Annotated in this window: 15 protein-coding genes and 2 tRNA genes; 8 read left to right on the top strand and 9 right to left on the bottom strand. The window is 70.8% G+C overall.

The features are described 5' to 3' along the window. Window positions 1–3: 3 nt before the first annotated feature. The gene (gene ehuA / locus ACFVVO_RS15625) at window positions 4–780 is read left to right on the top strand and encodes an ectoine/hydroxyectoine ABC transporter ATP-binding protein EhuA (protein WP_390055170.1); all 777 of its coding nucleotides are present in this window, start codon (window positions 4–6) and stop codon (window positions 778–780) included. A gap of 206 nt (window positions 781–986) precedes the next feature. Continuing rightward, window positions 987–1,745, top strand: a complete 759-nt coding sequence (locus tag ACFVVO_RS15620; RefSeq protein ID WP_390055169.1) for an IclR family transcriptional regulator — start codon at window positions 987–989, stop codon at window positions 1,743–1,745. A gap of 403 nt (window positions 1,746–2,148) precedes the next feature. Here the strand turns inward: ACFVVO_RS15620 and ACFVVO_RS15615 are convergent, their stop codons facing one another. Genes ACFVVO_RS15615 through ACFVVO_RS15605 form a run of 3 tightly spaced genes read right to left on the bottom strand, consistent with a single transcriptional unit; the run spans window position 2,149 to window position 4,268 of the window. Further along, complete coding sequence (locus tag ACFVVO_RS15615) at window positions 2,149–2,442, bottom strand: DUF1330 domain-containing protein (RefSeq protein WP_390055168.1); 294 nt, start codon at window positions 2,440–2,442, stop codon at window positions 2,149–2,151. 33 nt (window positions 2,443–2,475) lie between these two features. Beyond that, complete coding sequence (locus tag ACFVVO_RS15610) at window positions 2,476–3,909, bottom strand: MFS transporter (protein WP_390055167.1); 1,434 nt, start codon at window positions 3,907–3,909, stop codon at window positions 2,476–2,478. Beyond that, on the bottom strand, window positions 3,906–4,268 hold the full coding sequence (locus tag ACFVVO_RS15605; RefSeq protein ID WP_390055588.1) for a MarR family winged helix-turn-helix transcriptional regulator: 363 nt from the start codon (window positions 4,266–4,268) through the stop codon (window positions 3,906–3,908). The genes ACFVVO_RS15610 and ACFVVO_RS15605 overlap by 4 nt, the downstream gene beginning before the upstream one ends. A 129-nt stretch (window positions 4,269–4,397) precedes the next feature. On the opposite strand from ACFVVO_RS15605, the gene ACFVVO_RS15600 reads away from it, so the two are divergent. Both ACFVVO_RS15600 and ACFVVO_RS15595 read left to right on the top strand, forming a co-directional pair. Next, complete coding sequence (locus ACFVVO_RS15600; protein WP_390055165.1) at window positions 4,398–5,234, top strand: transposase; 837 nt, start codon at window positions 4,398–4,400, stop codon at window positions 5,232–5,234. Next, window positions 5,212–5,285 (top strand) — tRNA-Lys (locus ACFVVO_RS15595). Before ACFVVO_RS15600 ends, ACFVVO_RS15595 begins: the two co-directional genes overlap by 23 nt. A gap of 82 nt (window positions 5,286–5,367) precedes the next feature. Here the strand turns inward: ACFVVO_RS15595 and ACFVVO_RS15590 are convergent. The 4 genes from ACFVVO_RS15590 to ACFVVO_RS15575 all read right to left on the bottom strand — a co-directional run bounded on the left by ACFVVO_RS15590 (window position 5,368) and on the right by ACFVVO_RS15575 (window position 9,021). After that, window positions 5,368–5,832, bottom strand: a complete 465-nt coding sequence (locus ACFVVO_RS15590) for a DUF3592 domain-containing protein (RefSeq protein ID WP_390055586.1) — start codon at window positions 5,830–5,832, stop codon at window positions 5,368–5,370. A gap of 121 nt (window positions 5,833–5,953) precedes the next feature. Further along, entirely contained in the window at window positions 5,954–6,559 is a 606-nt protein-coding gene (locus ACFVVO_RS15585; protein ID WP_390055163.1) for a lytic polysaccharide monooxygenase, read from the bottom strand. 145 nt (window positions 6,560–6,704) lie between these two features. After that, window positions 6,705–7,847, bottom strand: a complete 1,143-nt coding sequence (locus ACFVVO_RS15580; protein ID WP_390055161.1) for an SPFH domain-containing protein — start codon at window positions 7,845–7,847, stop codon at window positions 6,705–6,707. A gap of 106 nt (window positions 7,848–7,953) precedes the next feature. After that, complete coding sequence (locus tag ACFVVO_RS15575; RefSeq protein ID WP_390055159.1) at window positions 7,954–9,021, bottom strand: peptidoglycan-binding protein; 1,068 nt, start codon at window positions 9,019–9,021, stop codon at window positions 7,954–7,956. Window positions 9,022–9,205: 184 nt separating this feature from the next. Between ACFVVO_RS15575 and ACFVVO_RS15570 the strand changes: the two genes are divergently transcribed. The 4 genes from ACFVVO_RS15570 (at window position 9,206) to ACFVVO_RS15555 (ending at window position 14,432) form a co-directional block, all read left to right on the top strand. After that, window positions 9,206–9,279, top strand: a tRNA-Lys gene (locus ACFVVO_RS15570). 174 nt (window positions 9,280–9,453) lie between these two features. Then, window positions 9,454–10,176, top strand: coding sequence for a FadR/GntR family transcriptional regulator (locus ACFVVO_RS15565; RefSeq protein ID WP_390055157.1), 723 nt, complete (start codon window positions 9,454–9,456; stop codon window positions 10,174–10,176). Between the two features lie 312 nt (window positions 10,177–10,488). Beyond that, on the top strand, window positions 10,489–12,498 hold the full coding sequence (locus ACFVVO_RS15560) for a glycosyltransferase family 2 protein (RefSeq protein ID WP_390055155.1): 2,010 nt from the start codon (window positions 10,489–10,491) through the stop codon (window positions 12,496–12,498). Further along, window positions 12,495–14,432, top strand: coding sequence for a galactose oxidase-like domain-containing protein (locus ACFVVO_RS15555; RefSeq protein WP_390055153.1), 1,938 nt, complete (start codon window positions 12,495–12,497; stop codon window positions 14,430–14,432). The genes ACFVVO_RS15560 and ACFVVO_RS15555 overlap by 4 nt, the downstream gene beginning before the upstream one ends. Window positions 14,433–14,489: 57 nt before the next feature. Here the strand turns inward: ACFVVO_RS15555 and ACFVVO_RS15550 are convergent, their stop codons facing one another. After that, window positions 14,490–15,515, bottom strand: a complete 1,026-nt coding sequence (locus tag ACFVVO_RS15550; protein WP_390055151.1) for a glycoside hydrolase family 6 protein — start codon at window positions 15,513–15,515, stop codon at window positions 14,490–14,492. A gap of 229 nt (window positions 15,516–15,744) precedes the next feature. Continuing rightward, a complete protein-coding gene (locus ACFVVO_RS15545) occupies window positions 15,745–16,413 on the bottom strand; it encodes a class F sortase (protein WP_390055149.1) in 669 nt (222 codons plus the stop codon). Between the last annotated feature and the right edge of the window lie 5 nt (window positions 16,414–16,418).

Genomic DNA, 16,418 nt, shown 5'->3' with positions numbered 1-16,418 from the left:
CTGATGAAAGAACCCGACGCGAACGCCGGCCCCGTCACGGCCGGGGGTGAGCTGATCCGTCTGGAGGAGGTCACCAAGCGCTTCGGGACGAACACCGTGCTCGACCGGCTGAACTTCTCCGTCGACGCCGGCAAGCACGTGACGCTGATCGGCCCCTCCGGGTCCGGCAAGACCACGATCCTGCGGCTGCTGATGACCCTCACCAAGCCGGACGAGGGCACGATCACCGTGGACGGGGAGCGGCTGTTCCCGGCCCCGGAGAAGCAGGTCCGGGAGGCCCGCAAGAAGATCGGGATGGTGTTCCAGCAGTTCAACCTGTTCCCGAACATGACCGTGCTGCGCAACCTCACCGAGGCCCCGGTGCAGGTGCTCGGCATGTCCAAGGACGAGGCCGAGGCACGCGCCCGGGAACTGCTGGAGCTGGTGGGGCTCGCCGACAAGTGCGACGCGCGGCCGACCATGCTCTCCGGCGGACAGCAGCAGCGGGTGGCGATCGCCCGGGCGCTGGCGATGCGGCCGCGGGTGCTGCTGCTGGACGAGGTGACCTCCGCGCTCGACCCCGAGCTGGTCGCGGGCGTGCTCGACCTGCTCAGGGACATCGCCCGCAGCACCGACATCACGATGCTCTGCGTGACCCACGAGATGAACTTCGCCCGGGACATCTCCGACCAGGTGCTCATGTTCGACTCCGGCCGGGTTATCGAGTCGGGGCCGCCGGAGCAGATCTTCGGCGATCCGGAGCAGGAGCGTACGCGGGAATTCCTCAGCGCGGTGCTGTGACTACCCGCCGTGAAAACGGCAACAGCCGAGGTCCCGGCACTGGGCCATGACCCTGGCATATGCCAGAGGGCCTGAGTCCCAGTTGGGAGGGGCGTGCGGGCGGCACAATCTCGCCAACACCCTCTCCCTGCCGGGCCTTTGCCCGTTATCGTGGTATCGATCCGACCGACCGGAATCACGGCCACAGAGCGAGCCAGGGGGACACCGTGGCGCTGACGAACGAGCCGACCGCTCCGTACCACTCCGCCCATGACGCGCTGCGCGTGCTGGAGACCGTGGCCCGTCACCCCACCGGCGTCACCGAGGCCGAGCTGTCCCACCACACCGCCCTGGATCCCGAGCGGCTGACCGCCCTGCTGCGCATGCTGCGCCGCGAGGGCTACGTCGAGCAGGTCACCGACGGGGCGTACGTCACCGGCGAGACCCTGCGCCGCCTCACCTCGGCGCACGAGCGCGAGGGCGCCCTGCGCGACAAGCTCCAGCACACCCTGGACCGGCTGCGGGACTCCGTGGGCGCGGCCGTCTACATCAGCCGGTACGTGGACGGCGAGGTCACGGTCACCCAGTACGCCGCCGGTCCCGGCACCCCCGCGGTCAACGAGTGGGTGGACTTCCGCTTCTCCGCCCACGCCACCGCCGTCGGCAAGAGCCTGCTGACCCAGCTGGACCACAACGGCCGCCGCGACCATCTGTCCCGGCACAAGATGGCCCGGCTCACCTCGCGCACCATCACCAGCGACAAGCTGCTGCTCTCCCGCCTGGAGTCGCAGCCGCCGACGGTGCCGGTCCTGGACCTCCAGGAATACGCGGTCGGCACGGTCTGCGCCGCCGTCCCGATCACCGCGGGTTCGACGGTCGGCTGCCTGGCGCTCTCGCTCCCGGTGGAGCACGCGCACCGCCTGAAGCAGGCCGCGGACACCCTCAACCGGAACGCGGCGCCGGTGCTGCTGTCCCTCGCGATCTAGGCCGTTTCTCTTGGATCATGGCGCCGACCAGATGAGGATGGCCGCGACGTGGAGTCCGGCCAGGTAGATCGTGGCGGTCTTCTCGCAGCGGGTGGCGATGCCGCGCCACTGTCTGAGGCGGTTGATGCATCGCTCGACAGTGTTGCGTTGTCTGTACGACTCGCGGTCGAAGGCGGGTGGCCGGCCGCCGTAGCTGCCTCGACGGAGCCGGTGGCCATGCTGGTCGGCATCCTGGCCCACTGGGCATCGGTCGGCACGCTCAAGACAACGACAGGCGGCCCGCGCCGCAACGGCTCAAAACCCGGCCATGGACTTGTCAAACACTCCGCCCAGCGCACCGTAAGCGCTGCAGCGAACCGAATGCCTTGCTCTGAGCTTCAGTGAAGATCCGACTGGACCTCGGTCAGTCGATGCCTTCGACGATGCGGAAGTCGCGCTCGACGCCGTCGGAGAGGGCGACCAGCGCCTCCTGGTAGGCCGCACTCTCGTGTGCCGCGACGGCCTGCTCGAAGCTGTCGAACTCGATCAGGACGGTGCGCTCGGCGATTCCGGCGTCATGCGCCACGACCCGGCTGCCACGGGCGAGGATCCGACCGCCCCCGGCCTCGATGGCCGGACCGGCCAGCTTGTTGTAAGCAGCCAGCTTCTCAGGGTCTGAAATGGTGCGGTAGGCGCTGACCCAGTAGCCCTTGGGCATGGAACCTCCAGTGTCGGGATGAGTGCATCTGACTTACGGGTTGTTCTCGGACGAGCGTCGGCGGGCGAGAGCGAGGCTTGTCAGCGTCGTGATCGCCATGGCGCCGATGCCGACCAGCGCCGCGGTGGTGTAGGCGCTGTCGTCGGGGAAGAGGTGGCCGGTGCCGGTGCCCGCGGCGAGGATCAGGCCGCCGATGGCGCTGCCCAGGGAGTACCCGACGCTGCGGACGACGTAGTTGAAGCTCATGGCGCTCGACGTCTCGCTCTTGGGGGTGACGGCCAGGATGACGCCGGGCATCGCGGCCGAGAAGCCGCCGACGCCGAAGCCGAGCACGCCCATCGCCGCGAACAGTTCGGCCAGGTCCGACCGGGCCGCCGCGAACAGGGCGAACCCGCCGCCGACCACGACGGCGCTGCCGGCCAGGAGCAGGGGGTCGGCGATCCGCGTCCGGACCCGCGGCGTGAGCTTGCCGGCGACGAACCCCAGCACCGAGAACGGGAGGAGGACCAGCCCGGCGACGAAGGTCGTCAGCCCGAAGCCGTAGCCGGCGCCATGCGGCGTCTGCGCGTACCGGGTGATGAGCGTGAGCAGGAGGTACATGCCGATCCCGCCGACGAACATGGCGAGGTTCGCCCCGGCGACCGCCGGGTGCCGCACCGCCCGCACATCGACCAGGGGCGTCGTGCTGCGCAGCTCGATGACGGCCCAGACGCACAGCAGCACCACCGCGACGACGGCGAGGGCCACCGCCACGGCGAGGTGCCGGCTCCACAGATTCCGTTCGCCGGCGAGGAACAGCACCAGGAGCAGCGCAGCGGCCAGGACGACCGCGCCTGCCACGTCCACGTGGGCGGAGCGGCCTTCGGGGGCTTCGGGCATGGAGCGCCACGCGGTCAGGAGGGCGGCGGCGGTGACGACCAGGCCGAGGCCGTAGGCGGCCCGTACCCCGCCGAGCTCGGCGAGCAGTGCGGCCAGCGGGTAGCCGACGCCGGCCCCGATGATCGAGACCACCGAGATCAGGGCGATCACGGCCGCGCTGCGCTCCTCGGGGAGGTGGTCCCGGGCCACGCCCATCATCAGCGCCGTCAGCCCGAGCCCGACGCCCTGGGCCGCCCTGCCGGCCAGCAGCCACGCGAACGGCAGCGGCAGCACGGTGAGCGCGCTGCCGGCGACGACGACCGCCAGCGTGGCGAGGATCGTGGCCCGCCGGTGCGGGCCGGCTCCGAGCCGGCCCAGGACCGGCGTGGCGACGGCGCCGCTGAGCAGCGCGACGGTCAGCGTCCACTGCGCGCTGCCGAGCGAGACGTGGAACGAGGTCGCCACGCTGGTGATGAGCGGCGTCCCGAGGCTGGCGACCGCCGCCACGACCAGAGCGATGAACATCAGGGCGGGGACCAGCAGCCGCGCCTCGGAACGCGCCACCGGGAACGCCTTCACCGCGGCCCCGCCGACCGGCTGCCCGGTCACTGCTTCGGCCCTTCGCGGTCCTGGCTCTCGAGCTCTGCCAGATGCTTCAGCGCCGGAAGTGCCGCCACCAGCGCCTCGGCCTCGTCGCCGGGGAGCTCGCCGATCAACCGCTCGAACGCGTGGACGCCCGCCTGGCGCCGCGTCCGGACATAGGAGGCGCCGGCCTCGGTCAGGCACACCAGCGTGACCCGCTTGTCGGACGCGTCGCCCCGCCGCTCGACCAGGCCGGACTCCTCCATCACCCGGACCAGGACGGTCATCGCGGGCTGGGTGACGCCCTCGACCGCGGCCAGATCGGTGATGCGCCGCGGGCCGGTCCGGTCCAGGGTGGCCAGGGTGGCGGCGGACGTCAGGCTCATGTCCCGGGGCAGGCGTCTCGCGGCCCTGGTGGCCAGGCCGTAGAGGGCTGCCCCGATGGCGGCGGACGCGCCAGGAGCGGTGTCTTGACGACTCATGGTCGAAGCATAGCATTTTTATATTTATAGTTTATGGAGATGGTCGACCGGCGCGGGCGGCCTCGACCGCTGGGAGCCGGTGACGTCGCGGTGCGCTGCCGCATCGACTTCAAGTACGCCCTCGGCCTGGAGCTGGAAGACCCCGGCTTCCACGACAGCGTCCTGTCCGACTTCCGCGACCGGCTCGCCGAGGGCGACCGCGCCGACCGGCTGCTGGGCCTCGCGCTCACCCGGATCCGGCGGGCCGGCTTCCTCAAGGGCCGCGGCACCCAGCGGGCGGAGCGCTATGGGCGGCCGGTGCGCCTGTTTTCCCAGCCCAGCCATCCCGTCGCCCGGCTCGCCCAGGTGGGCGCCGACGCTCGCGAACCGCTCGGGCGCCTCCATGTCAGCTTCCCCGGCAGCGCCCTCCCGGCGCAGGCCGAGGTGCTCCGCCAGATCCTGGTGCAGCACTTCCTGGTTTGGACGCGGCGCGGCGACACCCGCTGGACCGGCTACCTCGTGCACGTGATCGAGACCTGCGGCGCCAAGCGCGTCAACGTCATCACCGACGTGGCCACCGCCGTCTCCGGCGCGGACAGCCAGGCCCTGCCCGGCATCCATGCCCGCCTCCGGCGGCTGCGGCTGCGGCTGCTGCCCGGCAAGCATCTTGTCGACAGCGGCTACACCTCCGTCGCCGCCATGGACGACGCCGCCCGACTGCACCGCGTCACCCTCATCGGGCCGCTTCCGCCCAGCACCACCCCGCAGCACCGGGCGACTAGCCGTTCCCCGGTGGTCTCGAGCACCCTCGTGGACCAGGTAGTATTTTCTTCGTCGCCGGCCGCGGTAAGCGGAAGGCGAGAGTCATGCGCCGCTAGCTCAGTTGGTTAGAGCAGCTGACTCTTAATCAGCGGGTCCGGGGTTCGAGTCCCTGGCGGCGCACAGATGAAGGGCCCCTCGCCTCGGCGAGGGGCCCTTCGGCGTGTCCAGGGCCGGCGGGCGGTCCACCGCCGGCCCGCACGGGTCACGGCATCAGGCCGCCCGCCTCCGCGAACATCATGTGGGCCACGACGATGAAGACCGAGCAGAAGGCGATGCACACCCCGAGGAAGGTCAGCCCGAAGCCGGTGCCGACGGCGAGCCTGGCACGGGCGGGCGGGAGCGCGGTGGCCCGCTGGGGCTGCTCAGCGAGGTACCGCACGGTGACGAAGTCGCCCTCCAGGACGGTCGCGGGGCCGTCCTCCTCCTCGAAGCGCTGCGTGCGGCCGTCGCGGGTGGTGAACTCGTAGACGTGGTGGACGGTCGTCCGCACGGACGTGTCCCCGCCGCCCCCGCTGGTCGTCGTGTACATCCGCAGGCAGCGCGCCTCGGCGGTCAGTCCGTGCTTCCACGTCCTGCTGATCCGCCGGGCGCGGCGCAGCAGCAGGTACGCGGCGAACCCGAAGCCCGCGATCATGAGGCAGGGCACGACGTAGAAGAGCAGTTCCATCATGAGGTTCCCCCGAGGTCGGTACGCCGCTCCGTTCGATCGGCGTGGCCGGAACCTACCCGGCGGTAGGGTCGGCCGGCCTCAAGGGAACCTCAGTTTCCGTGTTGTACCGGAACGGTCCTCAGAAGGTGACGTCGGAGCAGGCGTAGAACGCGTTGCCCGTGTCGGCGATGGTCCACACCGCGAGGACGACGTGGTGACCGCTCAGACCGGACGGCAGGGTGCCGCTGTGGCTGAGGGTGGCCGGCGGGCGCTGGCCGTTGTACGGCACCGTCAGGAACGGGGTGAGGTTGAGGTCCGAGCGGGACAGGGCGTGGTTCTGGTTCCAGCCCGGCTTGGTGACGTAGTACTTGAAGTCCGTCGTGGCGTGCATGGCGGTGAACTGCCAGCGGAACGTGTACGACTGACCACCGGTCACCCGGGTGGTGGGCCAGGCCGCGCCGGACGGCGTCTTCGGTGCGCTGAGCTGGGCGAACTGACTGAGGCCGCCGTTGCAGAGCTGGCCGTCGGCGGGTCCGGCGGCCGGGAAGCCCTTGGGGCCCTCGACGCTCTGCGGCTCCCACTGGATCGAGCCGCAGTTCGTCACGGTGCCGTTCTGGCAGAGCTTCTGCCTGCTGATGGGGAGGTCGGTGTAGCCGTGCCCGCTGGCGCCGCCGGTGGAGAGCGCGAAGGCTCCGGCGGTCGCCACGCCCAGCACGACTGCGGTCAACTTGGTCTTGGTGCGCATGCTGCCGCTCCTGGAGAACGTGGGGGATGTTCACTGAGCTGAGCTGAGCTGAGCCGTGCGGTAGGTCTAGACCAAGTCCCAGATTATTGCCGTCAATTGACCGTGTCCATATCAAAAGACGTGTCCGGACCAATTCGTTGACCGGTCACACGCGCTCCCCGCGTCCCGAGCAGAACGCCACCGTCAGGTCCCGGACGAGCACCTTGCGCTCGTAGTCGTCGAGTTCGACCAGGCCGCGCATGGTCAGCCGGGTCACCGTGTCCTCCACCGAGTCCACGACCGAGTTGAGCATCCCGGCCCGCTCCCGGGCGTCCAGCGCCGCGATCCGGCGCCGGTCCATCGCGGCGGCGACCTCGGGGGCGTACTCCACCCGGACCGGCTGCGCCGAGAAGACCTCCAGCCCGATCGGCGCCGCGTCCGCCACCACCAGCCGGGTCAGCAGCTCCCCGGCCGCCGCCACGCCGCCGCCCGCCCCGGTGGGCATCTCCACCGGAACCCGGGCCAGCGCCGCCTCGACACACTCCCGCAGATAGGCCTCGTGGTCGTCGATGCCGAGCACGGCCCGCGCGGTGTCCCGCACCCGCCACACCACCAGCACCACCACCCGCAGCGCCACCCCGTTGGCGTCCGCCGCCGGCATCACCTCACTGCGCCAGTGCCGCAGCCGCACATCCACCCGGCGGCGGCGCAGCAGCGGGTTCACCCAGAGCAGGCCGGTGCGCCGGACCGTCCCCCGGTAGCGGCCGAACAGCTCGAGCAGCCGGGCCTGTCCTGTGCGGCCCCGGGCCAGCCCGCCGAAGCCGAGCACACAGAGCGCCCCGGACCCGGCGAACGCCGCCCACTGCGCCGGGCCGAGCCCCGCGCCGGTGAACGGCGGCACGCGCAGCACCCCCGCGGCGAGCGGCGGCAGGACGCCCGCCCACCACGAGGCGGCCAGGCCGCCCACGAGCCCGCCCGCGCCGGCCAGCACCCCGGCCAGACCGGGCAGCACCCGCGCCGGACGCTCCGCCAGCCCTGGGTCGAGCCGCGGCGCCGTCCGGCTGCGGGCCGGGACGGGACGCCTGAGCCGCGGCTGCTCGCCGGTGCCCTGCCGGCGGGCCACCACCGCGGGCCGCAGCGGCACCGACACCGCCTCCGGTTCGTCGCGGAACAGCAGATGGACGGGGATCTCGGTGGTCGCCTCGTTCTGGATCAGCCGGGCCGGACGGGTGGCCGTGCCACCCGCCGGGCGCCCCGCGCCCTCCGGCTGCTCCTCGGACTCCGACGTGTGTGACGTTGTCGTACTCATGCGTGCTCCAGCCTCCGCGCCAGATGCGTCATGACAGTGAGAAGAGGGGGGACGGGAACGGTCGGACCGGGGGGAACGGACGGGGCCGGGACAGCGGGAACGGTGCCTACGAGAACAGGCGGCGCCAGGTCTCCGGGCCCGGGTAGCCGTCCGCGGCTCCGCCGCGCCAGCCCTGGCCGCGCTGGAAGGCCTCCACGGCCCGCCGGTCAGCGTCGCCCCAGCGCGGACCGGGCCCGGTCGGGTAGAAGCGGCCGAACCCCTTCTTCACCAGCCGCTCCCCCAGCTCGGTCACGTACGGATTGGCCTCGCCCGGACGGAACCGGGCCCGGCCGGGGTAGCCGGGCACCCCGTGCGAGGCGGGCCGGGACGGGCCGGCCCGGCCGGTGACCGGCCGCGGCGCCTTGCCGTCGCTCGCCGGCTGGGAACCCGCGGTGTCCGCGACGACGCCCTTGTAGCGGTAGGGGACGTACTTGGAGGCGTTGCTCCAGTACGGGTACGGCGTGGCCTGGGTGCGGGCGTGCGGGGGTGTCTGCTCGTAGACCGTGTAGTAGGTGTGCGTGTAGTCCGTCCAGCCGCCGAAGATCACGACGTGGGAGCCGCGCTCGGGGTCGTCCGGGTTGTGGAAGAGCAGGATGTCGCCGGGCAGCAGCTCCTCTTTGGTGATCTTCACGCCGTACTGGTCGAGGCTGCCGGTCCACTCGTTGGAGCCCAGCCCCCACGCCATGGACACATAGCCCGAGCAGTCCTGCCGGTAACCGTCGGTCCAGTAGTCCTCCATGCTGTACGGCACCTTCGCGGCCACCCAGACCTTCGCCCGGTTGATGATCTGGGTCCGGGTGGCGGGGGGCGGCGTGGCCGGAGGCGAGGTGGCCGGATCGGGCAGGGGCCCGGCCGGGCCGTGCAGCGGTGACTTGGCACCCTGCGGGGTGGCGGGCTCGCCGTCCCCGGGGTCGCCGGGGCGGTGCGGGGACTGGGGCGCGGTGAGGGCGGCGGCCGGGGTGAGCGCGCCGAGGGCGGCGGACGCGGCGGCGGCCACGATCACGATCCCCCGGGTCGCCAGGTGGCCGCCGAAGCGCCCGGACAGCGGGCGCGAGCCGGCCCGCCGCGCGTGGACGCAGGCCGGGCAGTCGCAGTCGCGCCCGGGGTCGACCTCTTCGAACGCCGGAGCCGTCATGCGATCTGCCTCACATTCGGGGTGGAAATGTCCGCTACTGTGCACGTTGATCAGTTTTACAACTGTCGTCACGGTACGCATGTTGACGGTCCGAATGATGTACATCCCGTATGGTCGGCTCCCCCGTGCGCAGCACATGGTCGGGAGCACCGCCGAAGGTCGGGTAGAGTTCTCCCGTCAGCAGGCGCCGCTAGCTCAGTTGGTTAGAGCAGCTGACTCTTAATCAGCGGGTCCGGGGTTCGAGTCCCTGGCGGCGCACGATGACGATGGCGAGGCGTGTTCGCGGAAACGCGAACCACCTCGCCATCTCTGTTTTCGCGCGGCTTCGCCGCGCCTTGTGGGGGCTCCGCCACCCACACCCCCGAGCTGCGGTGACCGGCGTCGTGAGCCGGAACCCGGCCCTCCCCCCTATTGGCCGGATACCCTCTCGCCATGGCAGCCCGGGACCTGCAGGAGCGGATCAAGAAGCTCATCGTCGACCGACGGCTGCCCCCGGGCGCCCCGCTGCCGACCGAGCCCGAGCTGATGGAGTTCCTCGGGGCGAGCCGGAACTCGGTGCGCGAGGCGCTGAAGGCGTTGCAGGCGATGGGCATCGTGGAGATCAGGCACGGGTTCGGCACCTACGTGGGCCCGATGTCCCTCGCCCCCATGATCGAGGGGCTCGCCTTCCGCACGGTCGCCGGGCACTACCGGGGCGAGGACTCCCTGCTGCAGCTGCTGGAGCTGCGCGAGGCCGTCGAGACCGGACTGGTGTCGCGGCTGGCCGGGCGACTGCCGGAGGCCGACCTCGTTGAACTGGACGCCCTCGTCACCCGTATGGAACAGGAGGCCGCCGAAGGGGCGGGCCTCGCCGAGACCGACCGCGCCTTTCACGCCACCCTCTACCGGGGGCTGGACAACGTACTGCTGAGCGAGGTGCTGGAGGCGTTCTGGGACGCCTTCCACCGCGTCCGGCGGGATCTGCTGGAGGTGCCGCAGGACCCGCGGGTCACCTGCCGGCAGCACCGGGAGATCCTGGACGCGGTCAGGTCCGGCGAAACCCTGCGGGCGGAGGAGGCCATAAGAGACCACTTCGGCAATATCCGCGCCCGGCTCTCCCCCATCGGCGCACCCGAGCCCCCCGAACACCACCCGCGCCACAATCAACGGGTTTGACCGGTAAACTCCACGTTTCCCGTCTTGCGATCACGCTGGACGCCGTAGAACCCTGGTTGTCACGCAGCCGCTCTTCGCGGCAGTTGGGGGGAAGCAACCGGTTGCCGGCCGGCGGGGAGGGGGCCCCGCTCAGTGAGCGGATGTCGAGGGGGGCATCATGCAACCGGAAGGTCGTGATCCCGTGTCTATATGGTGTGCAGGACATGGTGACCGCGACCCACACCATGTCCGCCTGTGACGGCCGAGGGGACCCCGACCGGGCGATAAAAGACCGACGAAACACGCGGTGACTCGCGTGCGGGGGGATGACTCATGACGTCGACGCCGACGGGCGCCGGACAGAGCCACGAACAACACGACGACCCGTCACAGACCACACAGCTTCGTGCGGTGACGCATCGGACCGGCCAGTTCCGCCGAATAAAGAAGAGCCTGCCCAAATACGACTACGAGCACTACAGCCGCCTCTCGGGTCCCCTCACCCAGCCCGATCCGGCGAAGCCCTACCGGGTGCAGTACCGATCGCTGCTCTCCCAGGAACCGCACCGCGTACGGGCCGCGCTCATGCTCGGCGCGGCCCCGGTGCTCTCGCTGGTCCTGCTGTTCTGGCTGCTCCAGCCCGAGCACTGGACCGAACGCGACTACCCGGCCTACGACTTCCTGCCCGCGCTGGACATCGTGATGCTGGTCGCGATCGGCCTGATCGAGTTCTTCCGCTGCATGAACGTGCTCTCGAACGCGCACGCCACCCTGGTCGCCCGCGACCCGGTCCCGGTGGTGCCGGAGACCGGCACGCGCGTCGCGTTCCTCACCTCCTTCGTGCCCGGCAAGGAGCCGCTGGAGATGGTGACGAAGACGCTGGAGGCGGCCGTGAAGCTCCGCCACCGGGGCCTGATGCACGTCTGGCTGCTGGACGAGGGCGACGACCCGGCCGTCAAGGAGGTCTGCGCCCGGCTCGGCGTCCACCACTTCTCCCGCAAGGGCGTCGCCCGGTGGAACCAGGCCAAGGGCCCGCACCGCGCCAAGACCAAGCACGGCAACTACAACGCCTGGCTGGAGGCGCACGGCGGCGACTACGACTTCTTCGCCTCCGTCGACACCGACCACGTCCCGCTGCCCAACTACCTGGAGCGGATGCTCGGTTACTTCCGCGACCCGGACGTCGGCTTCGTCATCGGCCCGCAGGTCTACGGCAACTACGACACGTTCGTCACCAAGGCCGCCGAGTCGCAGCAGTTCCTCTTCCACGCGCTCATCCAGCGGGCCGGCAACCGGTACGGCGCCCCGATGTTCGTGGGCACCTCGAACGCCGTGCGCATCAAGGCGATCAAGCAGATCGGCGGCCTGTACGACTCGATCACCGAGGACATGGCCACCGGGTTCGAGATGCACCGCGCCAAGAACCCGGCCACGGGCCGCAAGTGGAAGTCCGTGTACACCCCGGACGTGCTCGCGGTCGGTGAGGGCCCCAACGCCTGGACCGACTTCTTCACCCAGCAGATGCGCTGGTCGCGGGGTACGTACGAGACGATCCTCAAGCAGTACTGGAAGGGCTTCTACACCCTGCCGCCCGGCAAGCTCTTCAACTACACGATGATGATCATCTTCTACCCGATGTCCGCCCTCAACTGGATCCTCGCGGCGCTGAGTTGCGCCCTGTTCCTGGGCCTGGGCGCCTCGGGTGTGAACATCGACCCGACCGTGTGGCTGATGCTGTACGGCAACGCCTCCGCGCTCCAGATCGGCCTGTACATCTGGAACCGCCGGCACAACGTCTCCCCGCACGAGCCGGAGGGCTCAGGCGGTGTGGCCGGCATGGTGATGTCGGCGCTGTCCGCGCCGCTGTACGCCAAGGCGCTGATCGACGCGGTGCTGCGCCGCAAGAGCAAGTTCGTGGTCACGCCCAAGGGCGACTCGGCGAGCCCGGACACCTGGTTCGGCACCTTCCGGTACCACTGGTACTTCATCGGGATCTTCGGCGCCTCGATCGTCGCCGGTCTCGTCCTCGGGCACTCCCACCCGGCGATGATCACCTGGGCCTCGTTCGCCCTGCTCATCACCGCGACACCGGTCTTCATCTGGCGCCATGAGCTACGGCAGCAGAAGAACAGGCCCCGGCACGCCGCCGGCGCGCCCGCGCCCGTCCCGGCGGCCGAGCCGCAGGACGCGGTACCTCCGCAGTACGCGGCACAGGCGCCGCAGGTCCCGCAACAGCGGACCGGCTGGGGTGCGCCGCCCGGCGCACCGGGCGCCGGCCCGGCCGCGGGCAACGACCAGACCATGCAGATCGCCCTTGGTGGACTTGGGGGACGTAAGGAATGAAGGACCAGGCCGGCCGCCGCCGTGCTCGTCGACTCGCGATAGGCACGGCGGTGGTAGTCGCGCTGGCCGGGATGAACGGGCCGTGGCTCTACCGCTTCGGAACCGAGCAGTACCACCAGTACAAGATCAACAAGCCGGAGTACAAGGCCTCCAACGGCAAGTGGGACATCGTCCAGTTCCCCGAGGAGTACCGGCAGGACACCATCCACGCGGCGCTGCTGCACACCGGCAAGGTGCTGCTGGTCGCGGGGTCGGGCAACAACCAGGACAACTTCGACAAGAAGCAGTTCGACACCCGGATCTGGGATCCGGTCAAGGGCACGATCAAGAAGATCCCCACGCCCACCGACCTGTTCTGCACCGGGCACACCCAGCTCGCCAACGGCAACCTGCTGATCGCGGGCGGCACCAGGCGGTACGAGAAGCTCAAGGGCGACGTCACCAAGGCCGGCGGCCTGATGATCGTCCACAACGAGAACCCGGACAAGCCGATCACGCTGCCCGCGGGCACCCGCTTCACCGGCAGGACCAACGGCAGGACGTTCGTCTCCAAGGACCCGGTGCTGGTACCCCGCGCGAAGAAGGTGTTCGACCCGCAGACCGGTGTCTTCCTGCGCAACGACCCCGGCCTGGGCCGCATCTACGTCGAGGCGCAGCGCAGCGGCACCAAGTACGAGACCGGCACCCAGGACAACTACCGGATCCAGGGCCTGAGCGGCGTCGACGCGCGCAACACGTACGGCATCGCGCAGAAGCTCGCCCTCGACAAGAAGGACTTCCAGGGCATCCGCGACGCCTACGAGTTCGACCCGGTCGCCGAGCGGTACATCAAGGTCGACCCAATGAACGAGGCCCGCTGGTACCCGACGCTCACCACCCTGTCGGACGGCAGGGTCCTCAGTGTCTCCGGGCTGGACGACATCGGTCAGCTGGTGCCGGGCAAGAACGAGACCTTCGACCCGAAGACCAAGAAGTGGACCTACACGAGGAAGCTCCGGCAGTTCCCGACGTACCCGGCGCTGTTCCTGACGCAGAACGGGAAGGTCTTCTACTCGGGCTCCAACGCGGGCTACGGACCGGACAACGTGGGCCGCAAGCCCGGCATCTGGGACGTGGACACCAACAAGTTCACCAAGCTGCCGGGGCTCGGTGACCCCAACATGATGGAGACGTCCGGCACGGTGCTGCTGCCTCCGGCCCAGGACGAGAAGTTCATGGTGATCGGCGGCGGCGGGGTCGGCGAGTCGAAGCTGTCCAGCAAGAAGACCCGGCTGATCGACCTCAAGGCGCGGAACCCGAAGTTCGTGGACGGGCCGGAGCTGGCGAAGGGCACCCGGTATCCGCAGTCCTCGATCCTGCCCGACGACACCGTGCTGGTGTCCGGCGGTTCGGAGGACTACCGGGGACGCGGCGACTCCAACATCCTGCAGGCCCGGATGTACCACCCGGACAGCAACAGCTTCACCGAGGTCGCCGATCCGCTGGTGGGCCGCAACTACCACTCCGGGTCGATCCTGCTGCCGGACGGGCGGGTGATGTTCTTCGGGTCCGACTCGCTGTACGCGGACGCGGCCAACACCAGGCCGGGCAAGTTCGAGCAGCGGATCGAGATCTACACCCCGCCGTATCTGTACCGGGGTTCGCGGCCGTCGCTCAGTGGGGGGCCGCAGACCATCGCGCGGGGCGCCTCGGGGACGTTCACCTCGAAGCACGCCTCCAGCGTCAAGAAGGCCCGGCTGATCCGGCCGAGCGCCTCGACCCATGTGACGGACGTGGACCAGCGGTCCATCGCGCTGGACTTCACCACGTCCGGCGACAAGATCACCGTGACGGTGCCGAAGAGCCGGAACCTGGTGCAGTCCGGCTGGTACATGCTGTTCGTGGACGACGACCAGGGGACGCCGAGCAAGGCCCAGTGGGTCAAGGTCCCCTGAGCCGCGTTCCGCGGGCCCGAAGGGGCGCCCTCCGCACGGGAGGGCGCCCCTTCCGCCTTACTGCTTGCCCGCCCTGGCCAGCCCGAGTGCGTAACCGGGCCACCACTGGCCCGCCTTCGGCCCGCCCTTGCAGGTGCCGTCCGACTCCCCCGGGCGCTTGACCCACAGGTAGGCGTCGACCAGCGGGTCGTCCGTCCTGGCCGTCGGGGTCCGGCCCAGCGTCCGGCCGGGCGGGTTGCACCACCGCTGGGCCGGATCGCCGCCCGTGTAGGGGCCGTTGCCGTTGCGGCTGGTGTCGACGACGAAGTGCTTGTCGCCCACCTTCGCCGAGAGCTGCTTGCCGTAGGCGATGGACTCCTCGGTGGAGTAGAAGTTGGAGACGTTGACGGCGAACCCGTCGGCCTGGTCCACGCCGGCCCACCGCAGGGGCTCGAAGATCTGGTCGGGGTGGCCCCAGCCGGCGTTGCCCGCGTCCAGGTAGACCTTGGTGTGCTTCAGCGACTTCAGCTTGGCGACGGCGCCCTTGAGCAGGTCGTAGCGCTCCTCGTGGAACTCGTCCGGGGTGCAGCCGTCGACGAGGTGCAGTACGGCGTCGGGTTCGAGGACGACGGTGGCGGCGCGGTCGCCGATGCCCCGGGCCACGCCGTCGATCCAGGCGCGGTAGCCGTCGCCGTCGGTGGCGCCGCCCTGGGAGTACTGGCCGCAGTCGCGGTGCGGGATGTTGTAGAGGACGAGCAGCGCGGTGCGGTCGGCCTTCTCGGCGGCCTCGGTGAAGCCGCGGGCCTCCTGCTCGGGGTTCTCGGGGCCGATCCACTCCCCGGTCGGCTGCTCGGCGATCCGGCGGATCCGCTCGGCCTCGGTCTTCTTGCCGGCCTTCTCGTAGGCGGCGAGCTGGCGGGCCGCGTTGCCGTCCGGGTTCACCCAGAACGGGTCGGCGGACTTGGGCTGCTGGCTGATGTCCGCCTTCGCGTCGCCCGCGCCGTCCCCGCCGGACGAGCAGCCGGCGAGCAGCAGTGCCACCCCCAGCACCGCCGCGGACGCCCGTACCCGTGCCGCGGTGCGGACCCCCCTGCTGTCGTGCATGCGATTCCCCCCTGGGCGCATCGTTCCGAGTGCCAATCGTGGCACACCGCCGGGGCCGGTCACGAGGTCGCTCGGGGGCACTGGGGCGGGGGCTTCGGGGGGCGCTCGGGTGGGGGGTGGTGGCTTTTGGGGCCGCTTCGTGGGGCTCTGGGGGGGGCTTCGGGGGGACTCGGGTAGAGGCTCCTCCGTGGGGGCGCCCGGGAGGCGGCTCGGGCGGGGGTTCTGGCGGTCACGGGCCGGTGCCGGTGAGGTATGCGGAGACGACCACGTTGGCCGTGTAGCTGCGGCTCGCCCGGTCGAAGGTGCCGCCGCAGGTGATCAGCCGGAGTTCGGCACGCCCCGGTTTCCGCGGGCCGTAGGCCGTCTTGGCGTCGAAGTCGTCGCGGGGCAGGACGCGCACGTCGTCGATGGTGAACCGGGCGACCCGGCCGTCCGCGCGGACCACCCGGACCGTCTCGCCGGGCCTGAGCGTGCTGATCCGGTAGAAGACGGCGGGCCGGGTCTCCGTGTCGACGTGCCCGACCAGCAGAGCGGTCCCCGCCGCGCCGGGCTTGGTCCCCGATCCGTACCAGCCGACCACTCCCGGCTGGTCGAACGGAGGCGGCTCGATGGCGCCCCGCGCGTCCAGCCCCCGGGCCACGACCGGCGCGGTGACGGCCAGTTGAGGGATGTCGAGGCGCTGCGGGATCGCGGCCGTGAGCGGTTTGGCCGCGGGCGGCAGCCGGACCGCCTCCGCGCGGCCGAGCCCGGCCACGTCGCCCGTGGCGGGCCCCGCCGGGCTCTGCGGTACGCCGGTGACGCCCCGCCCCCACAGCCACAGCCCGAGCAGCAGCAGCGTCCAGGCCAGGACGGTGACCAGGCGTCCGGCGCCGGAGGTGTGCCCGTACTCGTCGGACATGGCCG

It is taken from the genome of Streptomyces sp. NPDC058145 (assembly GCF_042884245.1).
In the GTDB taxonomy this organism is placed as follows: domain Bacteria; phylum Actinomycetota; class Actinomycetes; order Streptomycetales; family Streptomycetaceae; genus Streptomyces.
This window is presented reverse-complemented; position numbering and strand designations above follow the sequence as displayed.